The organism is Proteus faecis (assembly GCF_030286765.1).
GTDB classification, from domain to species: domain Bacteria; phylum Pseudomonadota; class Gammaproteobacteria; order Enterobacterales; family Enterobacteriaceae; genus Proteus; species Proteus faecis.
On record NZ_JASVWV010000003.1, the window covers coordinates 251,699 to 268,817 of the forward strand.

11 protein-coding genes, 4 tRNA genes and 1 pseudogene are annotated in these 17,119 nt (G+C 34.5%); 9 read left to right on the forward strand and 7 right to left on the reverse strand.

The window, feature by feature from the left end; all coding sequences use genetic code 11:
* The first annotated feature begins 85 nt into the window (after positions 1-85).
* On the forward strand, positions 86-646 hold the full coding sequence (locus QSH13_RS06790; protein WP_185902294.1) for a helix-turn-helix domain-containing protein: 561 nt from the start codon (positions 86-88) through the stop codon (positions 644-646).
* Between the two features lie 111 nt (positions 647-757).
* On the opposite strand, the gene QSH13_RS06795 is transcribed toward QSH13_RS06790, so the two are convergent.
* Entirely contained in the window at positions 758-1,612 is an 855-nt protein-coding gene (locus tag QSH13_RS06795) for a D-amino-acid transaminase (RefSeq protein WP_109406717.1), read from the reverse strand.
* Between the two features lie 193 nt (positions 1,613-1,805).
* On the opposite strand from QSH13_RS06795, the gene QSH13_RS06800 reads away from it, so the two are divergent.
* Positions 1,806-2,384 (forward strand): HdeD family acid-resistance protein, encoded by a 579-nt coding sequence (locus QSH13_RS06800; RefSeq protein ID WP_286038967.1) that lies wholly within the window; start codon positions 1,806-1,808, stop codon positions 2,382-2,384.
* Between the two features lie 91 nt (positions 2,385-2,475).
* Here the strand turns inward: QSH13_RS06800 and QSH13_RS06805 are convergent, their stop codons facing one another.
* Positions 2,476-4,098: a hypothetical protein gene (locus QSH13_RS06805; protein WP_286038968.1), complete on the reverse strand. Its 1,623-nt coding sequence runs from the start codon at positions 4,096-4,098 to the stop codon at positions 2,476-2,478.
* 598 nt (positions 4,099-4,696) lie between these two features.
* On the opposite strand from QSH13_RS06805, the gene QSH13_RS06810 reads away from it, so the two are divergent.
* The 4 genes and pseudogenes from QSH13_RS06810 (at position 4,697) to QSH13_RS06825 (ending at position 10,146) form a co-directional block, all read left to right on the forward strand.
* The gene (locus QSH13_RS06810; RefSeq protein ID WP_196544190.1) at positions 4,697-5,953 is read left to right on the forward strand and encodes a mechanosensitive ion channel family protein; all 1,257 of its coding nucleotides are present in this window, start codon (positions 4,697-4,699) and stop codon (positions 5,951-5,953) included.
* 358 nt (positions 5,954-6,311) lie between these two features.
* Positions 6,312-8,737, forward strand: a pseudogene (locus tag QSH13_RS06815) (DMSO/selenate family reductase complex A subunit).
* Between the two features lie 11 nt (positions 8,738-8,748).
* Positions 8,749-9,366 (forward strand): DMSO/selenate family reductase complex B subunit, encoded by a 618-nt coding sequence (locus QSH13_RS06820; RefSeq protein WP_023581764.1) that lies wholly within the window; start codon positions 8,749-8,751, stop codon positions 9,364-9,366.
* Positions 9,367-9,369: 3 nt separating this feature from the next.
* Positions 9,370-10,146 carry a dimethyl sulfoxide reductase anchor subunit family protein gene (locus tag QSH13_RS06825; RefSeq protein ID WP_109396047.1) on the forward strand — a complete coding sequence of 259 codons (777 nt, stop codon included), beginning with the start codon at positions 9,370-9,372 and terminating at the stop codon, positions 10,144-10,146.
* Positions 10,147-10,220: 74 nt separating this feature from the next.
* On the opposite strand, the gene QSH13_RS06830 is transcribed toward QSH13_RS06825, so the two are convergent.
* On the reverse strand, positions 10,221-10,763 hold the full coding sequence (locus QSH13_RS06830; protein ID WP_109396048.1) for a DUF924 family protein: 543 nt from the start codon (positions 10,761-10,763) through the stop codon (positions 10,221-10,223).
* Positions 10,764-11,459: 696 nt separating this feature from the next.
* Between QSH13_RS06830 and QSH13_RS06835 the strand changes: the two genes are divergently transcribed.
* Positions 11,460-11,639, forward strand: a complete 180-nt coding sequence (locus QSH13_RS06835) for a GhoT/OrtT family toxin (RefSeq protein ID WP_109396049.1) — start codon at positions 11,460-11,462, stop codon at positions 11,637-11,639.
* Between the two features lie 368 nt (positions 11,640-12,007).
* Positions 12,008-12,901 (forward strand): helix-turn-helix domain-containing protein, encoded by an 894-nt coding sequence (locus QSH13_RS06840; protein ID WP_196544188.1) that lies wholly within the window; start codon positions 12,008-12,010, stop codon positions 12,899-12,901.
* Positions 12,902-13,589: 688 nt separating this feature from the next.
* Here QSH13_RS06840 and QSH13_RS06845 read toward each other — a convergent pair.
* The 4 genes from QSH13_RS06845 to QSH13_RS06860 all read right to left on the reverse strand — a co-directional run bounded on the left by QSH13_RS06845 (position 13,590) and on the right by QSH13_RS06860 (position 14,209).
* A tRNA-Thr gene (locus tag QSH13_RS06845) sits at positions 13,590-13,665 on the reverse strand.
* A 6-nt stretch (positions 13,666-13,671) separates the two neighbouring features.
* Positions 13,672-13,759, reverse strand: a tRNA-Ser gene (locus QSH13_RS06850).
* 280 nt (positions 13,760-14,039) lie between these two features.
* Positions 14,040-14,115: transfer RNA gene (locus QSH13_RS06855), tRNA-Thr, on the reverse strand.
* Positions 14,116-14,121: 6 nt separating this feature from the next.
* Positions 14,122-14,209 (reverse strand) — tRNA-Ser (locus tag QSH13_RS06860).
* Between the two features lie 195 nt (positions 14,210-14,404).
* Between QSH13_RS06860 and rcsD the strand changes: the two genes are divergently transcribed.
* A complete protein-coding gene (rcsD, locus tag QSH13_RS06865; RefSeq protein WP_109395805.1) occupies positions 14,405-17,119 on the forward strand; it encodes a phosphotransferase RcsD in 2,715 nt (904 codons plus the stop codon).

Genomic DNA, 17,119 nt, shown 5'->3' on the forward strand with positions numbered 1-17,119 from the left:
AAAATATAGTATTTTTTATCGAACACTTCGTTCATTATGTTGAACGATTGGTTTTTTTGCAAGATGATTTTTGAAGGAAGCTATGATGTCATCGCCTTGTGCGCCTATTGAAATTATTTCTCAAGCACTGACTAGAGAAAGAAAAAAAGCGGGTCTTTCACTTGCTGAAATAGCAAGACGAGCTGGTGTTGCAAAATCAACATTGTCTCAACTAGAAGCTGGACAAGGAAACCCAAGTATTGAAACACTTTGGGCAATTTGTGTTGCGTTAAATATCCCTTTTTCTCAACTTATTTCAGCCCCACAATCTGAAATCAAAGTTATTCGCAAAGGTGATGGCTTTAAAATTAGTGCCGAAAAAGCGTATTACCATGCTTTTTTACTATCATCCTGTCCTGTCGGTGCAAAACGCGATATATACACCGTGATTGCACAACCAGGAAAAGACAGAGTATCAGATCCTCACAGTAAGAATGTCACCGAACATATTATTATTATTAGTGGTAGTGCAATGGTGGGAACTTTAGATAATCAGCAAGAATTACAACCCGGTGATTATATTTGCTATCCTGGCGATGTCACTCATGTATTACGCGCTTTAGAACCAGACACAACTGCCGTTATGATTATTGAACATCATAATTAACATAAAGAAACGAATTAACAGAGTAAAATTATTAATTTACCGCACTGCTATATAGCAATAAAAAATCTGAAAGCAGTGCGATAAATTTGATAAAAATATCTGTCTAGTCAATTATTTTTTAAGTGCTTTATCAAGATAAATCTCTCGTAACCGTTGGGATAACTGCCCAACTACACCTTGATTGATATCTTGATTATCGATTGAAATAACTGGCCAAATTAATGTAGTCGCTGAGCTAATAAAAGCTTCTTTAGCTTTTTTCGCCTCATCAAGTGTAAATCGGCGCTCGATTATTTTAAGCCCTTCTTCTTGCGCTAATTGAATAATCGCTTGGCGTGTAATACCGGGTAAAATATCCTGACTCAGTGGCCGAGTAATGATTTCATTATTATGATTAACAATAAAGAAATTACTTGAACTACCTTCTGTTATATAACCTTCTTTAATTAAAATGGCATCATCAGCGCCTTGTTGATGTGCTTGATGTTTAGCTAAGCAAGCCGCTAACAGGGCAACTGTTTTTATATCACAACGCTGCCAACGAATATCTTCAACACTGATCACTGAAATCCCTTCTTTTGCATTAGGGTGATTAACCACTGTTGAATGTTGAACAAAAGCCACTATTGTAGAAGAGACGGATGAAGGCGGAAAATCAAAAAAACGAGAGGAATCTGTACCTCGAGTTATTTGCAAATAAATAAGCCCTTCATGAAGATTATTTTTTTCAATAAGCTGATGATGAATATGAATTAATTGATCTTTGGTAATGGGTATCGATAAACCCAATTCTTTACATGATCGTTGTAATCGTTGGAAATGCCCGCTAAAGTCGATTAATTGACTATCGATAACCGCAGTAACTTCATAAACTGCATCTGCAAATAAAAAACCACGGTCAAAAACAGATATTTTAGCCTGTTCTCTAGGTACAAAGTGACTGTCTAAATACACTATATCAGACATTTTACCTCCGCTATAAATTTGATTGATTTTTGATTTAACTTCCCACCTTACTCCATCAATTTTATATTTCAAAGATGATTTACCCACCTTCATACCTCTTTAAATTATATTTTTATTTAAAGAAATCATGCCATATAAGCAAAAATTGCTATAATTTAACTTATATACCAAACATAAGGATAAAGAGGTTACTATGTTAGATATTAATAAAAATAATCTCTCTCAGCTAACAGAGAAATTGGTGAAGAAACAATGCACTTTAATGAACATTATCGCTATACTGGGTTTTATCGCTGGTTTTATCTGTATTATTAATCCTCTCTCTTCAGGTATTGTTATCAGTGTATTACTCAGTATTGTTTTTTTTGCTTGTGCAATATCCACTATTATTGCTGGTTTTAATAGTCAGCTCTATTCCGGTTGGTCAATGCTAATTACGTTATTAGCGGGTTTTATTTACCTTCTTTTAGGCTATATCTTTATTACTGATCCATTGCAAGGTATGCTTAGCCTCGCCTTTTTTATCGGCTTTCTATTTATTTTTGCTGGGATATTGCGCCTGAATGTTGGTTTCAAACAAATTAAAGACAATTTTTATGGCTGGTTCAATATATTAGTGGGATTTTTAGACTTCGTTATCGCCTATTTCTTAATTGCTTTTGGCCCTGAAACCTCTGTTGCATTAGTTATGGCATTGATTGGTATACAACTTATTTTAAGTTCTATCACAATACTATCGATAACCAGTGCAATAAAAAGAATGACGCACTAATTGACTATTTAATGATAATAATCTTATTGATTAAATATAGATTAAGAGCCACATAAAGTGGCTCTTAAGTAGAAAACAGAATAGATTATTATTAAGCACAAGGTAAACGCAGAGATACCGTATACATATTCTCTCCACACAGGTAACAATTTCCCGTTTTTTCAAAGACCATCACCTGAATACCGAGTTGTCCTACTTCAATGTTAGGCAATGCATCCGCCAAAATACTCTCTAATGCAGGCTCAACAATTTCAACCATATTAATAGGATCATTATTAGGTGTTGTATCGTGCAAGAAATTCCCTAAACGAGGATCATCAGCGTAGATTTCTAATGTTGAGCGATAGACCAATGTTCTTTCACTGTTATTTATCTTAGAGTAACCATTATAGATGATAACCATTTTTTGGATATTCATCTTCGCTACACGATTTTTAATTTGTAAACACAAAGAAGGTAAAAGCCTAATATTGACAGAATTAAAGTAACGATCGCAAATCTGGGGAATAATGACACTAATACAAGGTTTTGGCGCAATATTTTTAATTTGCTTACTACACTCTCCCGTTAAAGAGTTATCAACAATAATACGCTCACGTCGAGAAAAACAGATATTATCGAAGATATCAACCGTAAAGAAAGAAATATAATGAATACCATTTGTTAATAATTGATTTTCTAATCTAACAGAGACTGCTGATTTATCAGTACATGGTAACATCTTAAGTTGATCATTAAAATAAAATCCAACTTGTGTGCTTTCACTAATATCACGACCTAAAATAAGATTCGCGTTAACGCAATAATTCTCACTATGATAGCTAAGAATACCATTTAATGTTGCAGGCACTCTTGGAGAAGGCAATTTCTCCGTTGTCATTTCAACATAAAAATCTCTTGATTTAATTGGGTTAGTTGGATCTTCGCTATTTTCAGTTTCAGCATGAAAGATAGCCAATTGTTTAGGTTCACTCTTTTTAAATTTGACTTTAAAATTTGCAATACCGTATTTGTTCGTTTTGCCAATATTACTTAGCTCACCATCAGCATTATAAATTTCTGGCTCGACGGCTAATGTACTATTCTCTACATCGTAAATTAATTTGACTTCTTTATTTTGAACATCTTCGCCTTCTTTATCTTGAAGATGTGCAACAAAACTTTTAGACACACTTTCCCACTGACTTGGCCATTGCATAGATTCTGAACGTATTGTCAGTAAGTCATCAAATTTTTCACAATTAGACGCTGAACAATCGGTGTTAGGATTGGTTTTAGGTGGGGTAACACGAATTTGTATCGGCGTTGCGTAATAAACCCTATTTTCATCATCTTCATCTTTTAAGATTAATTGTAATGATGCCACACCATTTCGATTACCCGTTAAAGAGATCTCTGTTTTACTGTCATCGACTATCGTAATGTAGACATCTTTGTTATTTGGCAAAATTAAAATGCCTTTCGGACTCGTACGCCATTCAGCTAAACGTAGGTTAATCCCCGTGACAACCACCTCATATTTGATAACTCGATTCATTTTAACTTCATTATCAGGATCATCAGGAGATGATTTTATCTGATTAAATTTAATTTCCACATTAGGATCAATTACGACTTGAGAATCATCATCATAAACAAGTGGTATCGGTGCTATTGCGTCTTTCTCACCTTGTAAAATTTTTTGTAAACGTTCTTCTTTTGTTTCGATATTCATTGAGTGATTTCCTTTCTTTTCCGATTCCATGTTTAGCTTAAAGCAAAAAAATCGAGTGAAAATTACAATAGAAAAAAGTCAACTAAGCATTGTTAATAGAAAAAACAAAAAAACACCATATAAACAATAAGATAAAGAATTCCCCAAGCATCTTTCATCTATGGAAACGATAAAAAACACTTTTAACATAAAAAATAATTTAAAATTTAAAATATTTTTGTATATAGCTATTGACTGTTATGAAAATGTGATTAAAATCAATCTTAGAAAATATTTGTGACACGAATCACATTTTATTAATAGGATACTTAATATGAAATCAATGACTTCTTTTATTACTAATCTGCACCAAGTTGTTGTAAAATTATCTTCAACTCGTTTACTGTAATTATTTGATTTATAGATAAAATACAGCATAAAGCCAGAAATAGCACCCTCATCGCACAAAAGACTATTTCTGGCTTTTATTCACTCTACTGCGCTTATTTACCATTTCACTTACCCTCGCATTTTTCGTAACAAAAAATTCACCTTATTGAACTAAGCTCTCTTTTCTATACTCTTAATATACAACCCGCATTAACTATGAGGATATTTTATGCAGCAGCAACTGCTTACATGGATACGTCAATTTAATGAAGAGTACGCCCAAATTGCTTCTCTCCTACTCGTTTTAGCCATTATTTTTCTTGTCGCAATCATTCTCCATTTTATTTTGCACAGGCTGGTCTTGCCTAAAATTTCCAAGGCAATAAGTCAATACGATCAGAAATGGCAACTTTCTCTAGAAATAAATAAGCTATTTAGTCGTTTTGCTTTTTTAATCCAAGGTATTGTTGTTAATATCCAAGCGCTAGTGTGGATGGGATCGGGTAAAACCCAAGAAATTCTCACCACCAGTGCCCAAGCCTGGTGCTTAATTTTTGGCTTGTTGATGCTTTTCTCTATTATGGATCTCTGTATGCAGATCATGAGAAATTCATCCTCATTTGGCCGATTACCATTAAAAGGTATTTTTCAAAGCTTAAAACTCGCCGCCTCGGTGCTGATTGGGATAATGATTATTTCCCTACTTATTGGCAAATCCCCTCTTATTTTACTCAGTGGTTTAGGCGCCATGACGGCGGTGTTAATGTTGGTGTTTAAAGATCCTATTATGGGATTAGTCGCCGGCATTCAATTATCTGCAAACAATATGATAAGTCTTGGTGACTGGCTAGAAATGCCTAAATATGGAGCTGATGGCGCTGTCATTGATATTAGTTTAACAACCGTTAAAGTGCGTAATTGGGACAATACGGTTACAACGATTCCCACTTATTCTCTCATTTCAGATTCCTTTAAAAACTGGCAAGCAATGACAAAATCAGGAGGACGTCGTATTAAAAGAAGTCTTGCTCTTGATATTAACAGCATCCATTTTTTAGATAAAAAACAAATTGATAATCTAGAAAAGGCTCATTTGTTAGCGCCTTATATAAAAAATAAGGAAAGTGAAATTAACCAATTCAATTCCACCTTAGGTAATGAATGTCAAATACCATTAAACCAACGTGGCATGACCAATATTGGAACCTTCCGTGCGTATGTTGAAGCCTATTTAAAAAACCATCCTAATGTTCATAAGCAAATGACAATTATGGTAAGACAATTAGCACCAACTTCTGATGGGCTTCCCATTGAAATTTATGCCTTTACGAATACCACTGTTTGGGTTCAATACGAGGCAATTCAATCAGATATATTTGATCATATCTTTGCTATTTTGCCTCAATTCGGCTTAAGGGTTCACCAGTCTCCAACTGGAAATGATGTAAGAGCACTCAGATTTCCTGTCGAAAATAATCCTCAATAAATCATTTTCGTATTAAGTAAAAAAGAAGAGTCATTCTTCTTTTTTACTTTTCTTATTAACAAATATTTTTAATCTCTTATTTTGTTATTATGTTAACAATCTTGTTTTTCTATATATTTATGAAAAACGATATGTTATTTTTCACATAGCGATTGATTGTTAATTCCTATTTATTTGATATTTTATTTACCACTAAAGTGGTATTAATCAGAAATTGTAACCATTTGTTTAATAATCATTTTTTTATATAACGTTATTAACATTTTTTATATTGATATAAATCATTATAGGTAGAAGGGTTATAACTTAACATATATATACAACTTTACTTGTTGTGAAAAATGTTAGGGTAATGTCAATGTCAAAAATTAAAAATAATACTTCTATTACTGAAATGAGTCGGCGTGGATTCATTCAGTCTGCAGCGGTTATTTCTGGTGCAGCTGCTGTTGCAGGAACGGTTTCATTACCATTCGCTGCTAATGCTCAAACTCCCCAGGGGATCCGCCCTGATGAGACATCTGAAACTATCAAATACAGTGCATGTTTAGTGAACTGTGGTAGTCGTTGTCCATTAAAAGTGCATGTGAAAGATGGCGTTATTCGTCGTATTTCTAATGAAACGATGTATGACGATTCAACATTTGGTCTTCACCAAATTCGCCCGTGTCTGCGTGGTCGTTCTGTACGCTGGAAAACATATAACCCAGACCGTTTAAAATACCCAATGAAGCGTGTTGGTAAACGTGGTGAAGGTAAATTTGAGCGCATTTCTTGGGATGAAGCCACTTCAATCATCGCGGAAAAATTAAAATATACCATCGAAAAATACGGTAATGAGTCCATTTATTACCAATATGGTACAGGCTCTACTGGCGCGAACTTACACGGTAGAACAGCATGTAAACGCTTATTAAGTACTGTTGGTGGCTTTTTAAGTGACTATGGTACTTATTCATACTCTCAATTAACCGGTATTGTGCCTTATGTTTACGGGGACATGTTGGAATCACTGTTAACAGAAATTGAGAATTCAGACTTAGTCGTGATGTTTGGTCATAACCTTGCTGAAACACGTATGTCTGGTGGTGGTCAATTCTATGAAACGTTAAATGCGTTAGATAAGAGCAAAAGTAAAGTTATCATCATCGATCCTCGTCGTACTGACAGTGTGACAACATTAGGTGCCGAATGGATCCCAATTTATCCAGGTACCGATGCTGCGTTAGTCGCTGCATTAGGTTATGTGATGATCCAAGAAGGCATCACCGATGAAGACTTCTTACGCGAATATTGTGTCGGTTGGGATAAACAAACATTACCAGCATCAGCACCTGAAAATGGCTCTTATAAAGATTATATTTTAGGTAATGGTCCTGATGGCATTGCAAAAACACCTGAGTGGGCAAGTAAATTAACGGGTATTTCTGTTGATCGTATTATCCAATTAGCACGTGAAATTGGTGGTGCAAGAGCTGCGTGGATCTCTCAAGGTTGGGGTATCCAGCGTACGGTGAGCAGGCATGTCGTGCGATTATGATGCTACCATTAATGTCAGGTCACATTGGCCGCCCTGGTACGAATACAGGTTGTTGGGGTGGTAACGTTGCTTATCCAGTTGCAAGCTTTGCTCTGCCTAATCCAGTTAAGACGTTGATCCCAACATTTATGTGGTCCGAAGCAATTGCTCGCGGTGATCAACTGACCAGCAAAAATGCGGGTGTCAGAAATAAAGATAAACTTGATACAGGCATTAAATTTATGTGGTGTTATTCCAGCAACGTGATTGGTAACCAACACGCTGACTTGAATAAAACGCATGATTTACTGCAAGATGAATCAAAATGTGAGTTTATTTTAGTGTGGGATAACCACATGACCCCTTCTGCAAAATACGCAGATATTTTATTGCCAGATGTGACAACTGTTGAGACTAACGATCTTATCAATAACTCTTACGCAAGTGGCGCTTACCACTATGTTGTCCGTTTACAAAATGCGATTAAGCCACTTTGGGAAAACCGCCCTTGTTATGATGTCTTAACAGACATTGCCGAAAAAATGGGCACCAAAGAACAATTCACTGAAGGACGTACTTACGAAGAGTGGATTGAATATTGCTATAACCAAATGCGTGAGAAAAATCCAGCGTTGCCTACATTTGCAGAAACTAACGATGTAGGAATTATCGATCGTAAATTACCTAATCGTAATCAATACGTTGCACTTGAAGCATTCCGTCAAGATCCTATCGCTAATCCATTAAAAACAGCGTCAGGTAAGATTGAAATTTATTCTGAAAAATTGATGCAAGATACTGAAGGCTGGGTTTTACCTGAAGGCGACCGTATCCCTGCAATTCCAGAATATTGTAAGAATGAAGAAGGCGTTGAAAACGTTAAGCTTAAAGAGAAATTCCCTCTGCAAATGACCGGTTTCCACGACAAAGGCCACGTTCACTCAAGCTACTATAACGTCGCTATGTTACGTGAAGCTATTCCGCATCAATTCTGGTTAAACCCAATTGACGCAGCTGAACGCGGATTAAAATCTGGCGATATTGCTGAGATTTATAATGATCGTGGTCGTTTAAATATTCTCGTTAAAGTGACAGATCGTGTATTACCTGGTGTGATTGCAGTACCGCAAGGTGCATGGCGTTCACTTGATACAACAGGTGTAGATACAGGTGGATGTATTAATACATTAACAAGCTGGCACCCATCGCCGTTTGCTAAAGGAAATCCACAACATACAAACCTTGTTGAAGTGAAACGTGCATAAGGAGTTAACTCATGAAGCAATATGGTTTTTATTTTGACTCCACTAAATGCACTGGCTGTAAAACCTGTCAAGTCAGTTGCAAGGATGAAAAAGATTTAGATTTAGGCCCTAAATTCCGTCGTGTTTATGAATACGGTGGTGGTAGCTGGGCAAAACAGGACGGGATCTGGACACAAAATATCTATAGTTATTATTTATCCATTTCTTGTAACCATTGTTCAAATCCGACTTGCGTTGCAGGTTGCCCAACGGGTGCTATGCATAAACGTGAAGAAGATGGTTTAGTGGTTGTTAACCAAGATATTTGTGTGGGTTGTCGTTATTGTGAATTACGTTGCCCTTATGGTGCACCACAATTCGATGAGAAGAAAAAACTCATGTCTAAGTGTGATGGTTGCTACGAACGTGTAGCACAAGGCATGAAACCGGTTTGTGTTGAGTCTTGTCCTCAACGTGCACTTGATTTTGATGATATTGAAGTGATCAGAGCAAAACACGGTACTGAGTGTGGTATCGCACCAATGCCTGATCCTAGCTTGACCAATCCAAATATCGTGATCAAAGCACACAAAGAAGCGAAGCCTTCTGGTGATAAAACCGGCTCAGTTCAAAATGCGGCGGAGGTATAAACCATGCATGAACTTCCTCTAGTCTTTTTTACTGTTTTAGGTTCATCAGCAGCAGGTCTGTTTCTTATTGCTTATATCAGTAAAAAATTAGGTCAAATTGATGAAAACCAACTACGTAATGCAAATATTTTAGCCTTGGTTTTAACATTAATTGGCTTAGGTATTGGTGGATTACACGTTGGTCAGCCACTGCGTTTTTTCAATATGCTTTTAGGCGTTGGCCGTTCTCCAATGAGTAACGAAGCGTTTTTAAGTGGTGTGTTTACAGGTTTTGCTTTTGCCACTGTCGCACTCACTATAATGAAAAAATGGAAAGGCTTACGTGAAATTTGTAACCTATTTACCGTTGTTTTTGGTCTAGCATTTGTTTGGTCTATTCCGCAAATTTATCATATTCCTACAATTGCTAACTGGAATACAAACTACACGACATTGCAATTCTGGATGACGCTGTTAGTTGGCGGTGGTGTATTAGCAATGGCAACAGGTGCTCGACGTTTAGGTGCATTGTCCTTTATTATTGGTGCCATTATTACTTTTGCTACTCGCTCTGGCTATGTTAGCTTCCTTGGCTTTACAGGCCCAGAACTCAGCGCTGATCAATCTCTATTTTGGGGATTCCAATTAGCAGTATTAGCATTAGGTGTGGTTATCGTAGGATTTACTGCTGTAAAAGCACAAGCATCAAAAATGACGCTAGCAACTTGTGCTGCTGCGGTCATTATTGCTGAGTTGTCAGGTCGTATCGCCTTCTATAATTTATGGCATATTACAATGTAATCTTGACGTTATGACTGATTAATCAGTTATAAAAAAGAAACAAAAATGCATACCCGAAAAAGGTATGCATTTTTTTAGAATGAAGAACCAGGTTGCTGCAAAAAGTCTAATTCTTCAGGTGTAGATGTTCGTCCTAAAATTTCATTACGGTGAGGATAGCGACCATATTTATCAATAATTTCTTTGTGTCTTAATTCATATTGATAAGTATTGTCATCATTAAGCTGAGAAAACAAGATAACCGCATCTTGATGAATTTTAGGGGATTCTGAATGCATAAATGGCATGATCATAAACTTACGTTTAACCGGTGTTAATGTCAGATACTCAGGTAACCTGATAGCTTCTTGCGCTAAGATTAATGCCATATTATCTTGGGCAAAAGCTTTTGGCGTATCTCGCCAAATATTACGTGAGAATTGATCAAGAATAATCACCTCAGCTAAACGCCCTTCTATCGTTTCTCTCCATGATGCCAACTCGCCACGACTCGCGCTTAAACATAATTCACCAAATCTACGGCTAATTTCTTTATCAAACTGAGGATCTTTTTTAAACCATTGCTCTGGTGTGCATTCTTCAAACCAAAACGTCAAAGTTGATTGATAAGGGATCATAAAAACTACCACGCTAGTTGTTTATTAATCAAAACAGCGTTTATTTTCTTTACAATAAACGTCATTGACAGGTTATTACTTTTATAAATTACCATTTTAATATAGCAACAGCTATTAACCTCTATCTGAAAAGAATATAAAAATAAATCCCCTTTTCAATCTTAAAGGGGATTTTTAAATGCTTCCCAGCTAACGCTTATATCCATTAAGTCGCGCCATCCATAAGCCAAATTATCTACAAGTATGTATAAAATGGCATTCACTCCATTTATTACATTCTGTCGATATCATGATGTAATATAACTAACCTGTGCATTTACAAACATCAAATTTATCTCTTCATTACTATCCTGCCTTAAAAATCAGCATTTAAAAATTTTATTTTTTATAGTGAAACCACTAAAAAAGATCTATGTCGTTTTGTTCTATTTTTAATAACCATCATTTTAGACAATAAAGATTGTTATAAATAACAGTTATAATCAATATGTTATATTTCTATTTTTTGTTTTTTAGCTTTAACCTTGTTATTATCTTGTGTGATTAAACCCAAAAGCAAGCAGAGATCAAAAGTGAGATAAATGTTTAAAATTTGCACATTAATAATGACATTTATTGAAAAGTTTGCCCTATTCCTCTGTTTCTTTAACAATTTTGGAGTACAATTGTGGCAATTTATTTACTGAATGATCTATTATGTCTGCTATCTCTATTATTGGAATAAGCTACCTTATTGGTGCTATTATATCGTTTATTATTACTTTCTTTTTAACCAAAGATCCTAGCCTAGCCATGCGTCTTTTAAGTGCATTATTAATCGCCTTAACTTGGCCTCTTAGCTTCCCTATGGCACTTATTTTCTCTATTTTTAGCTAATTTTAACTTAATAATAATAGTTATATTCTATTCAATTAGAATAATAACTATTTATATTTCTTCTCTTAAATAAATATATTTATCACTTTGCAAAAATAACACTTTTAGCTTAGATTTTATCTAAAAAAGACTATCTAATTGCTCGTTATTTTATTCACCTAATTGTAATCTTATCAATTTATATCAGTATGTTATAATTAATACTCAAATTATCGTAAATAGCGCACCATTTTAAAAACCTAAAATTAGATTAAATATTTTTATAAATTTACAATCAAACCTAATTTCATTACAGTATCTTCTGTAAATTGGTCGAATACATGTATTACTTACTACCACTAATAATAATTTTTAATTAGAGCTAGAATATGTTTAGTGAAAATGTCATTACAGATATTATCTATTGGATTGAAGAAAATTTAGAGAAAGATCTAAAGCTTGAGAATGTTTCGCAAAAATCAGGATATTCCAAATGGCATCTTCAACGCATATTTAAAGAACACACAGGATTAACATTAGCGTCTTATATTCGAGCAAGACGACTCTCTTGTGCTGCAGTTGAATTACGCTTGCAAAGAACACCACTGCTGGATATTGCATTAAAATATCGTTTTGATTCTCAGCAGACATTCTCAAGAGCGTTTAAAAAGCTATTTGATATAACCCCCTATAATTATCGTAGAAAAGAGAATTGGCAAGCTTATGGCTTTACATTACCGTTAAGAAAATTTAGTGGTTTTAATTTAGATATCGAAATCGTCACAATAGACTCGCTTCCATTAATCGGTATAGAGCATACCTATAAAGCTAATATGATTGATTGGAATTTTAATACAGAAAAAGCGCGAGAAGAATACTGGAAAGTCTTCTTTCAACAGAAGCTCTCCAAGCATGAACGGGTTTATGCTTTACATAATATTTTATCTAATAAAAATAATGAATTAACAATAAAATATGCAACCATGATGGAAAATAAACCTGACGCTTATCATTCTCAATTCAAAGATCATGCTCATATAAAGGATACAAAGTATTTAAAATTTAGTATTCCAGAAGCATTATTAAAATTAGATTATAAAGATATTATCTATAATACCTATGGTATTTTACTTAGAAAACTTAATATTCCAAGAAAGAATGGTGCTCCCGATATTGAAGAGTATATATTTCAAGATGATTATCCTGTTTCAATTCTCGCTACTAATCCTGCATCATTATTAAAAGATGTTAATTATTATATTCCAATTGAAATAGATAAATAAGGACAAGGGTAAGGTAAAAGAGTAATTTTATCTTATTGATGAAAAGCCACCTGTTTTATAAGTGGCTTTTGTTAGATATAGAAAGTTGAAAATTAATACTCAATATCAAATTTAATACCCAATCACCTTTACCGTAAATTAATACCTATTTCATTCTGTATTCAGGTAAATTAGATGTACCTATTTATTAAATACTTTCAGTCTGTTCCTAGTGAAAAGAGTGCCATCATTTAATAATTTCGTAGCAGTGTCAGTAATAACTTCAACATTAGAATATTATTCTAAATAAAAGAATATATTATAAAAACAATTCATCCATCAGGAAAGTTAGTCCGAACGCCCTTAAGTGATAAAGGTAATTTTCCCTATTATTATGATGATACGAACATTACCAGTGATGGGATCACGGGCAAACAATATTTATGTTGCATTTCAACAGAGAATAAATGTTTGAACTTTTCTTAATCGAAGATGGTGCAAAATTAACATCCACAAATATTTTTAGCTTTATCAACGGATTTAACCGAAGTATTGCTATATTTAGCATCAATAGTAAATTTTTATTTATATTAAAAATAAAACAACGAGGTACTGAGAAATAATCAAAATTAGTAAATGATAGAACATTATTTAACGCAACTAATAAAGAAAAAACCCGTTATCTCTTACGAGATAACGGGTTCTTATATGGTGCCGGCTACCGGAGTCGAACTGGTGACCTACTGATTACAAGTCAGTTGCTCTACCAACTGAGCTAAGCCGGCTAATTCTGGCGGAAGGATAGAGATTCGAACTCTAGGATGGTTTCCCATCGGCGGTTTTCAAGACCGCTGCCTTCAGCCACTCGGCCATCCTTCCATAGCGCGGAATTATGCCTATCTCTGACCCCGCTGTCTAGCCCTGATTGTAAAAAAAATGACTTTTTTATCTGTTTGCTCAATCTTCACACATTTTCTGCTTAAAAAATGCTAACCCTCTAATATATTGGTTAATTTTTGATAACTAGAGGCCAAAAATTATAGTGATGAAGAGAGATAAATAGAGTAACCCAAAAGAGATAAAATAAGAGAGAATAGAAAAAAGAGAATTATAGATAAGAAAAAACCCGCTATCTCTTACAAGATAACGGGTTCTTATATGGTGCCGGCTACCGGAGTCGAACTGGTGACCTACTGATTACAAGTCAGTTGCTCTACCAACTGAGCTAAGCCGGCTAATTCTGGCGGAAGGATAGAGATTCGAACTCTAGGATGGTTTCCCATCGGCGGTTTTCAAGACCGCTGCCTTCAGCCACTCGGCCATCCTTCCATAGCGCGAAATTATGCCTATCTCTGACCCCGCTGTCTAGCTCCAATTGTAAAAAAATTGAATTTTTTAGTTTGTTTGCTCAAAGTTCATCCGAATATCCCTTTTAAAGTGATAACCTGTTAATATAATGGCCGAATAATGGTGATTGTTTATTCTATTTTTAATTACATTGTCTCTTAAGGGCTCGCAAACTGAATGCGTACATTGAACCAACTCAAGCCAAATACACTAACTCGTCTATATGCCCTATTTCTTCTTTTTATGGTCATATCGCTTTTTCTCTATGCTTACAGTTATTTTGACACTTGGCTAGATAGCAAAAAAAACGCGATAAACAATACAACTCATAAATTCGCTCGCCAAGTTGAAGATTATCGTTACCACTCCAATCAGCTTTTCCAGTTATCAAATAAAATAGCTGATACCTCAATATTCCCTGTATTGCGACTTAATCCAATAAAATTACGTTCTGATGTATTTTGGCTTGAAGGTCGAGACCAAACCGTAGATTCCATTATATTTGGTAAACCCAATGAGCAAACCTTTCAGTTAGCACAACGATTCGCGAATTCACTCGAAATTCTTTGGGGTGTACGTAATGATTACAGTTCTCTTTATTATCTAAATGGTAAAGGGAATGATCTTATCTTAATTACGACCCATTCTGTGCTTAAGCCAGAGATCCGTTACAAAGAAAGCTATTTGACATTAACAGCTGAAAATAAGCGGTCTGAGTTATTGATGCAATCAACAGCATTAGATGAAAAAGAGAGCCTTTCTCCTATTAGGAAGATGTCTACAGAAAACATTTATTACTATACCTATCGTATTATGTTTAATGTGCCAGGTCAGTTAACCAGCGTAGTGGCGTTTGATTTGCCTATCAATAATTTTTTACCTTCAGAGTTATCTCCACACTACTTAAGATTACTGCCAACAGGTCAGCAATCGGTCTATGATAAGAATGACATTGAAATATCAACCGATGGCTCTTCACTGATTTTTTCTCAACCAATTATTGGGATCCCCTATTCACTCTCTTATGAATACCCACTAAAGTCGATGATCAAAGAAATTGTCTACAAAAATATTTGGTTATTAATCAGCTTACTGGTATTTGTTTCTATCTCCGTTTTTGGCCATATCTATATCCGTAATAAGTACGTTTATCCTTATATCTCTATGACACGTAATCTACGGATCAAAGAAGAGATGACTAACGACATCATTTCAAACCTTCCTATAGGATTATTAGTCTATAATTTTTCCTCTAATCATAAGATTATTAGCAACAGCCATGCGGAAAAATTACTGCCTCATATCGATTTATCTAAGATCCGCCAAATGGCAGTTGAGCACAATGGTTTAATCCAAACGGCTATCAACAACGAAATTTATGAAATAAGAACAAGTAATAATAACAATATTGACAATACATCATTATTCATATTTCTGAATAAAGATAACGAAGCTCTTATCAACAAAAAATTGCAACTTGCACAACAAGAATATGAGAAAAATACCATCGCTCGACGCAAGATCTTATCTAATATGTCATTAGAATTAATGCGTCCCATTAAAGATATAAATGAGATGGTTTATCAATTCAAAGACTTATTACCCGAAGACACTCATCAACAATTGCTTAGTTTATTATTAGAGAAAACAAATTACATTTCTGAGTGGATAGAAAACATTACATTAATTAATAAGTTAGAAAATCAAGAATGGAAAATACATAAGGATGAATTTGAACTATCAACATTAGTTGAATCTATTCTGATAACAGCATCACCTTTTATGATAAGAAAAGGTCTAACACTTTATTTCCACAATAATATAAGACCGGGCTTACTTTTAATTAACGATGGCCCTGCTTTAAGTAAGATTATTTTATCATTGATTAATTATGCCATTAGTACGACTAATTATGGAAAGATAACCGTTAATCTGAATTTAGTTAAAGATAAAGATAAAAATAAAGAAGAAATACTTATTGATATTATTGACAGTGGAAGCGGGCTTACACCTCAAGATATTGCTAATATAAAATACCCATTCTTAGGCCAAGCAATGGGAGACAAATATTATTCTAATTCAGGTATCATTTTTTATTTATGCCACTTGCTATGTAATAAAATACAAGGAGAATTAACTATTAAGAGCCAAGAAAGTATTGGTTCTCATTTTCGAATTGCCCTCCCATACCAGCATATAGATACAGAAGAACGGACTTTTAACGTATTATTGGAGGGGATAAACGCAAAACTCGCTATAAAAAACCCTGAAATAGAAAAAATCATCTGCCAACAGCTTGATAAATATGGCGCTACATACTTTGATAAAAATAGAGAGAATCTTTATCCTGAATACGATATCATACTTAGGGATACACCGAATGATAATCCTGAATCTCCAACAATATTATTAATGAGCTCTATTGTTGGTTTCGAAAAAATATCAAAAGATTTAATAAAGTGTAACTATAACTTCGGTGACCCTTTAATAGAGGCTATTACTTATTTAATTGAAGAAAATGAGTCATTCTCCCCAGATACAACTAACGAGAGTATTTGGGATGAAAATAATAACCTTGATAAATACGAAGTAATTCTTAATAATTACAGGAAGAAGTTGAATGGTAGTGATTATAAGGAACTATTTATCAGTACTGTTCCTATTGATGTTGAAAAACTACACTTAGAAGCAACAAATAAAGACTTTCATTCTCTAGCCCAGACAACTCATCGTCTAAAAGGTGTTTTTGCCATGTTAGATTTAGAATATCTCAGAGAAAGCTGTGAATATTTAGAGCATGACATAAAAAATCATAATGAATTAGAGATCAAAGAACGTATCACTCAACTGGATAAATGGATTCAACAGTTGCTGCAGCAAGGTAACAATTAA

What these genes read in the sequence shown, in the direction of transcription:
- QSH13_RS06795 (WP_109406717.1), bottom strand. Translation starts at nt 1,612, where the DNA reads ATGTCTGATATAGTGTATTTAGACAGTCACTTTGTACCTAGAGAACAG.
- QSH13_RS06805 (WP_286038968.1), bottom strand. Translation starts at nt 4,098, where the DNA reads ATGAATATCGAAACAAAAGAAGAACGTTTACAAAAAATTTTACAAGGT.
- QSH13_RS06835 (WP_109396049.1), top strand. Translation starts at nt 11,460, where the DNA reads ATGTCTGCTATCTCTATTATTGGAATAAGCTACCTTATTGGTGCTATT.
- QSH13_RS06825 (WP_109396047.1), top strand. Translation starts at nt 9,370, where the DNA reads ATGCATGAACTTCCTCTAGTCTTTTTTACTGTTTTAGGTTCATCAGCA.
- QSH13_RS06820 (WP_023581764.1), top strand. Translation starts at nt 8,749, where the DNA reads ATGAAGCAATATGGTTTTTATTTTGACTCCACTAAATGCACTGGCTGT.
- QSH13_RS06840 (WP_196544188.1), top strand. Translation starts at nt 12,008, where the DNA reads ATGTTTAGTGAAAATGTCATTACAGATATTATCTATTGGATTGAAGAA.
- QSH13_RS06830 (WP_109396048.1), bottom strand. Translation starts at nt 10,763, where the DNA reads ATGATCCCTTATCAATCAACTTTGACGTTTTGGTTTGAAGAATGCACA.
- QSH13_RS06800 (WP_286038967.1), top strand. Translation starts at nt 1,806, where the DNA reads ATGTTAGATATTAATAAAAATAATCTCTCTCAGCTAACAGAGAAATTG.
- QSH13_RS06810 (WP_196544190.1), top strand. Translation starts at nt 4,697, where the DNA reads ATGCAGCAGCAACTGCTTACATGGATACGTCAATTTAATGAAGAGTAC.
- QSH13_RS06790 (WP_185902294.1), top strand. Translation starts at nt 86, where the DNA reads ATGTCATCGCCTTGTGCGCCTATTGAAATTATTTCTCAAGCACTGACT.
- rcsD (WP_109395805.1), top strand. Translation starts at nt 14,405, where the DNA reads ATGCGTACATTGAACCAACTCAAGCCAAATACACTAACTCGTCTATAT.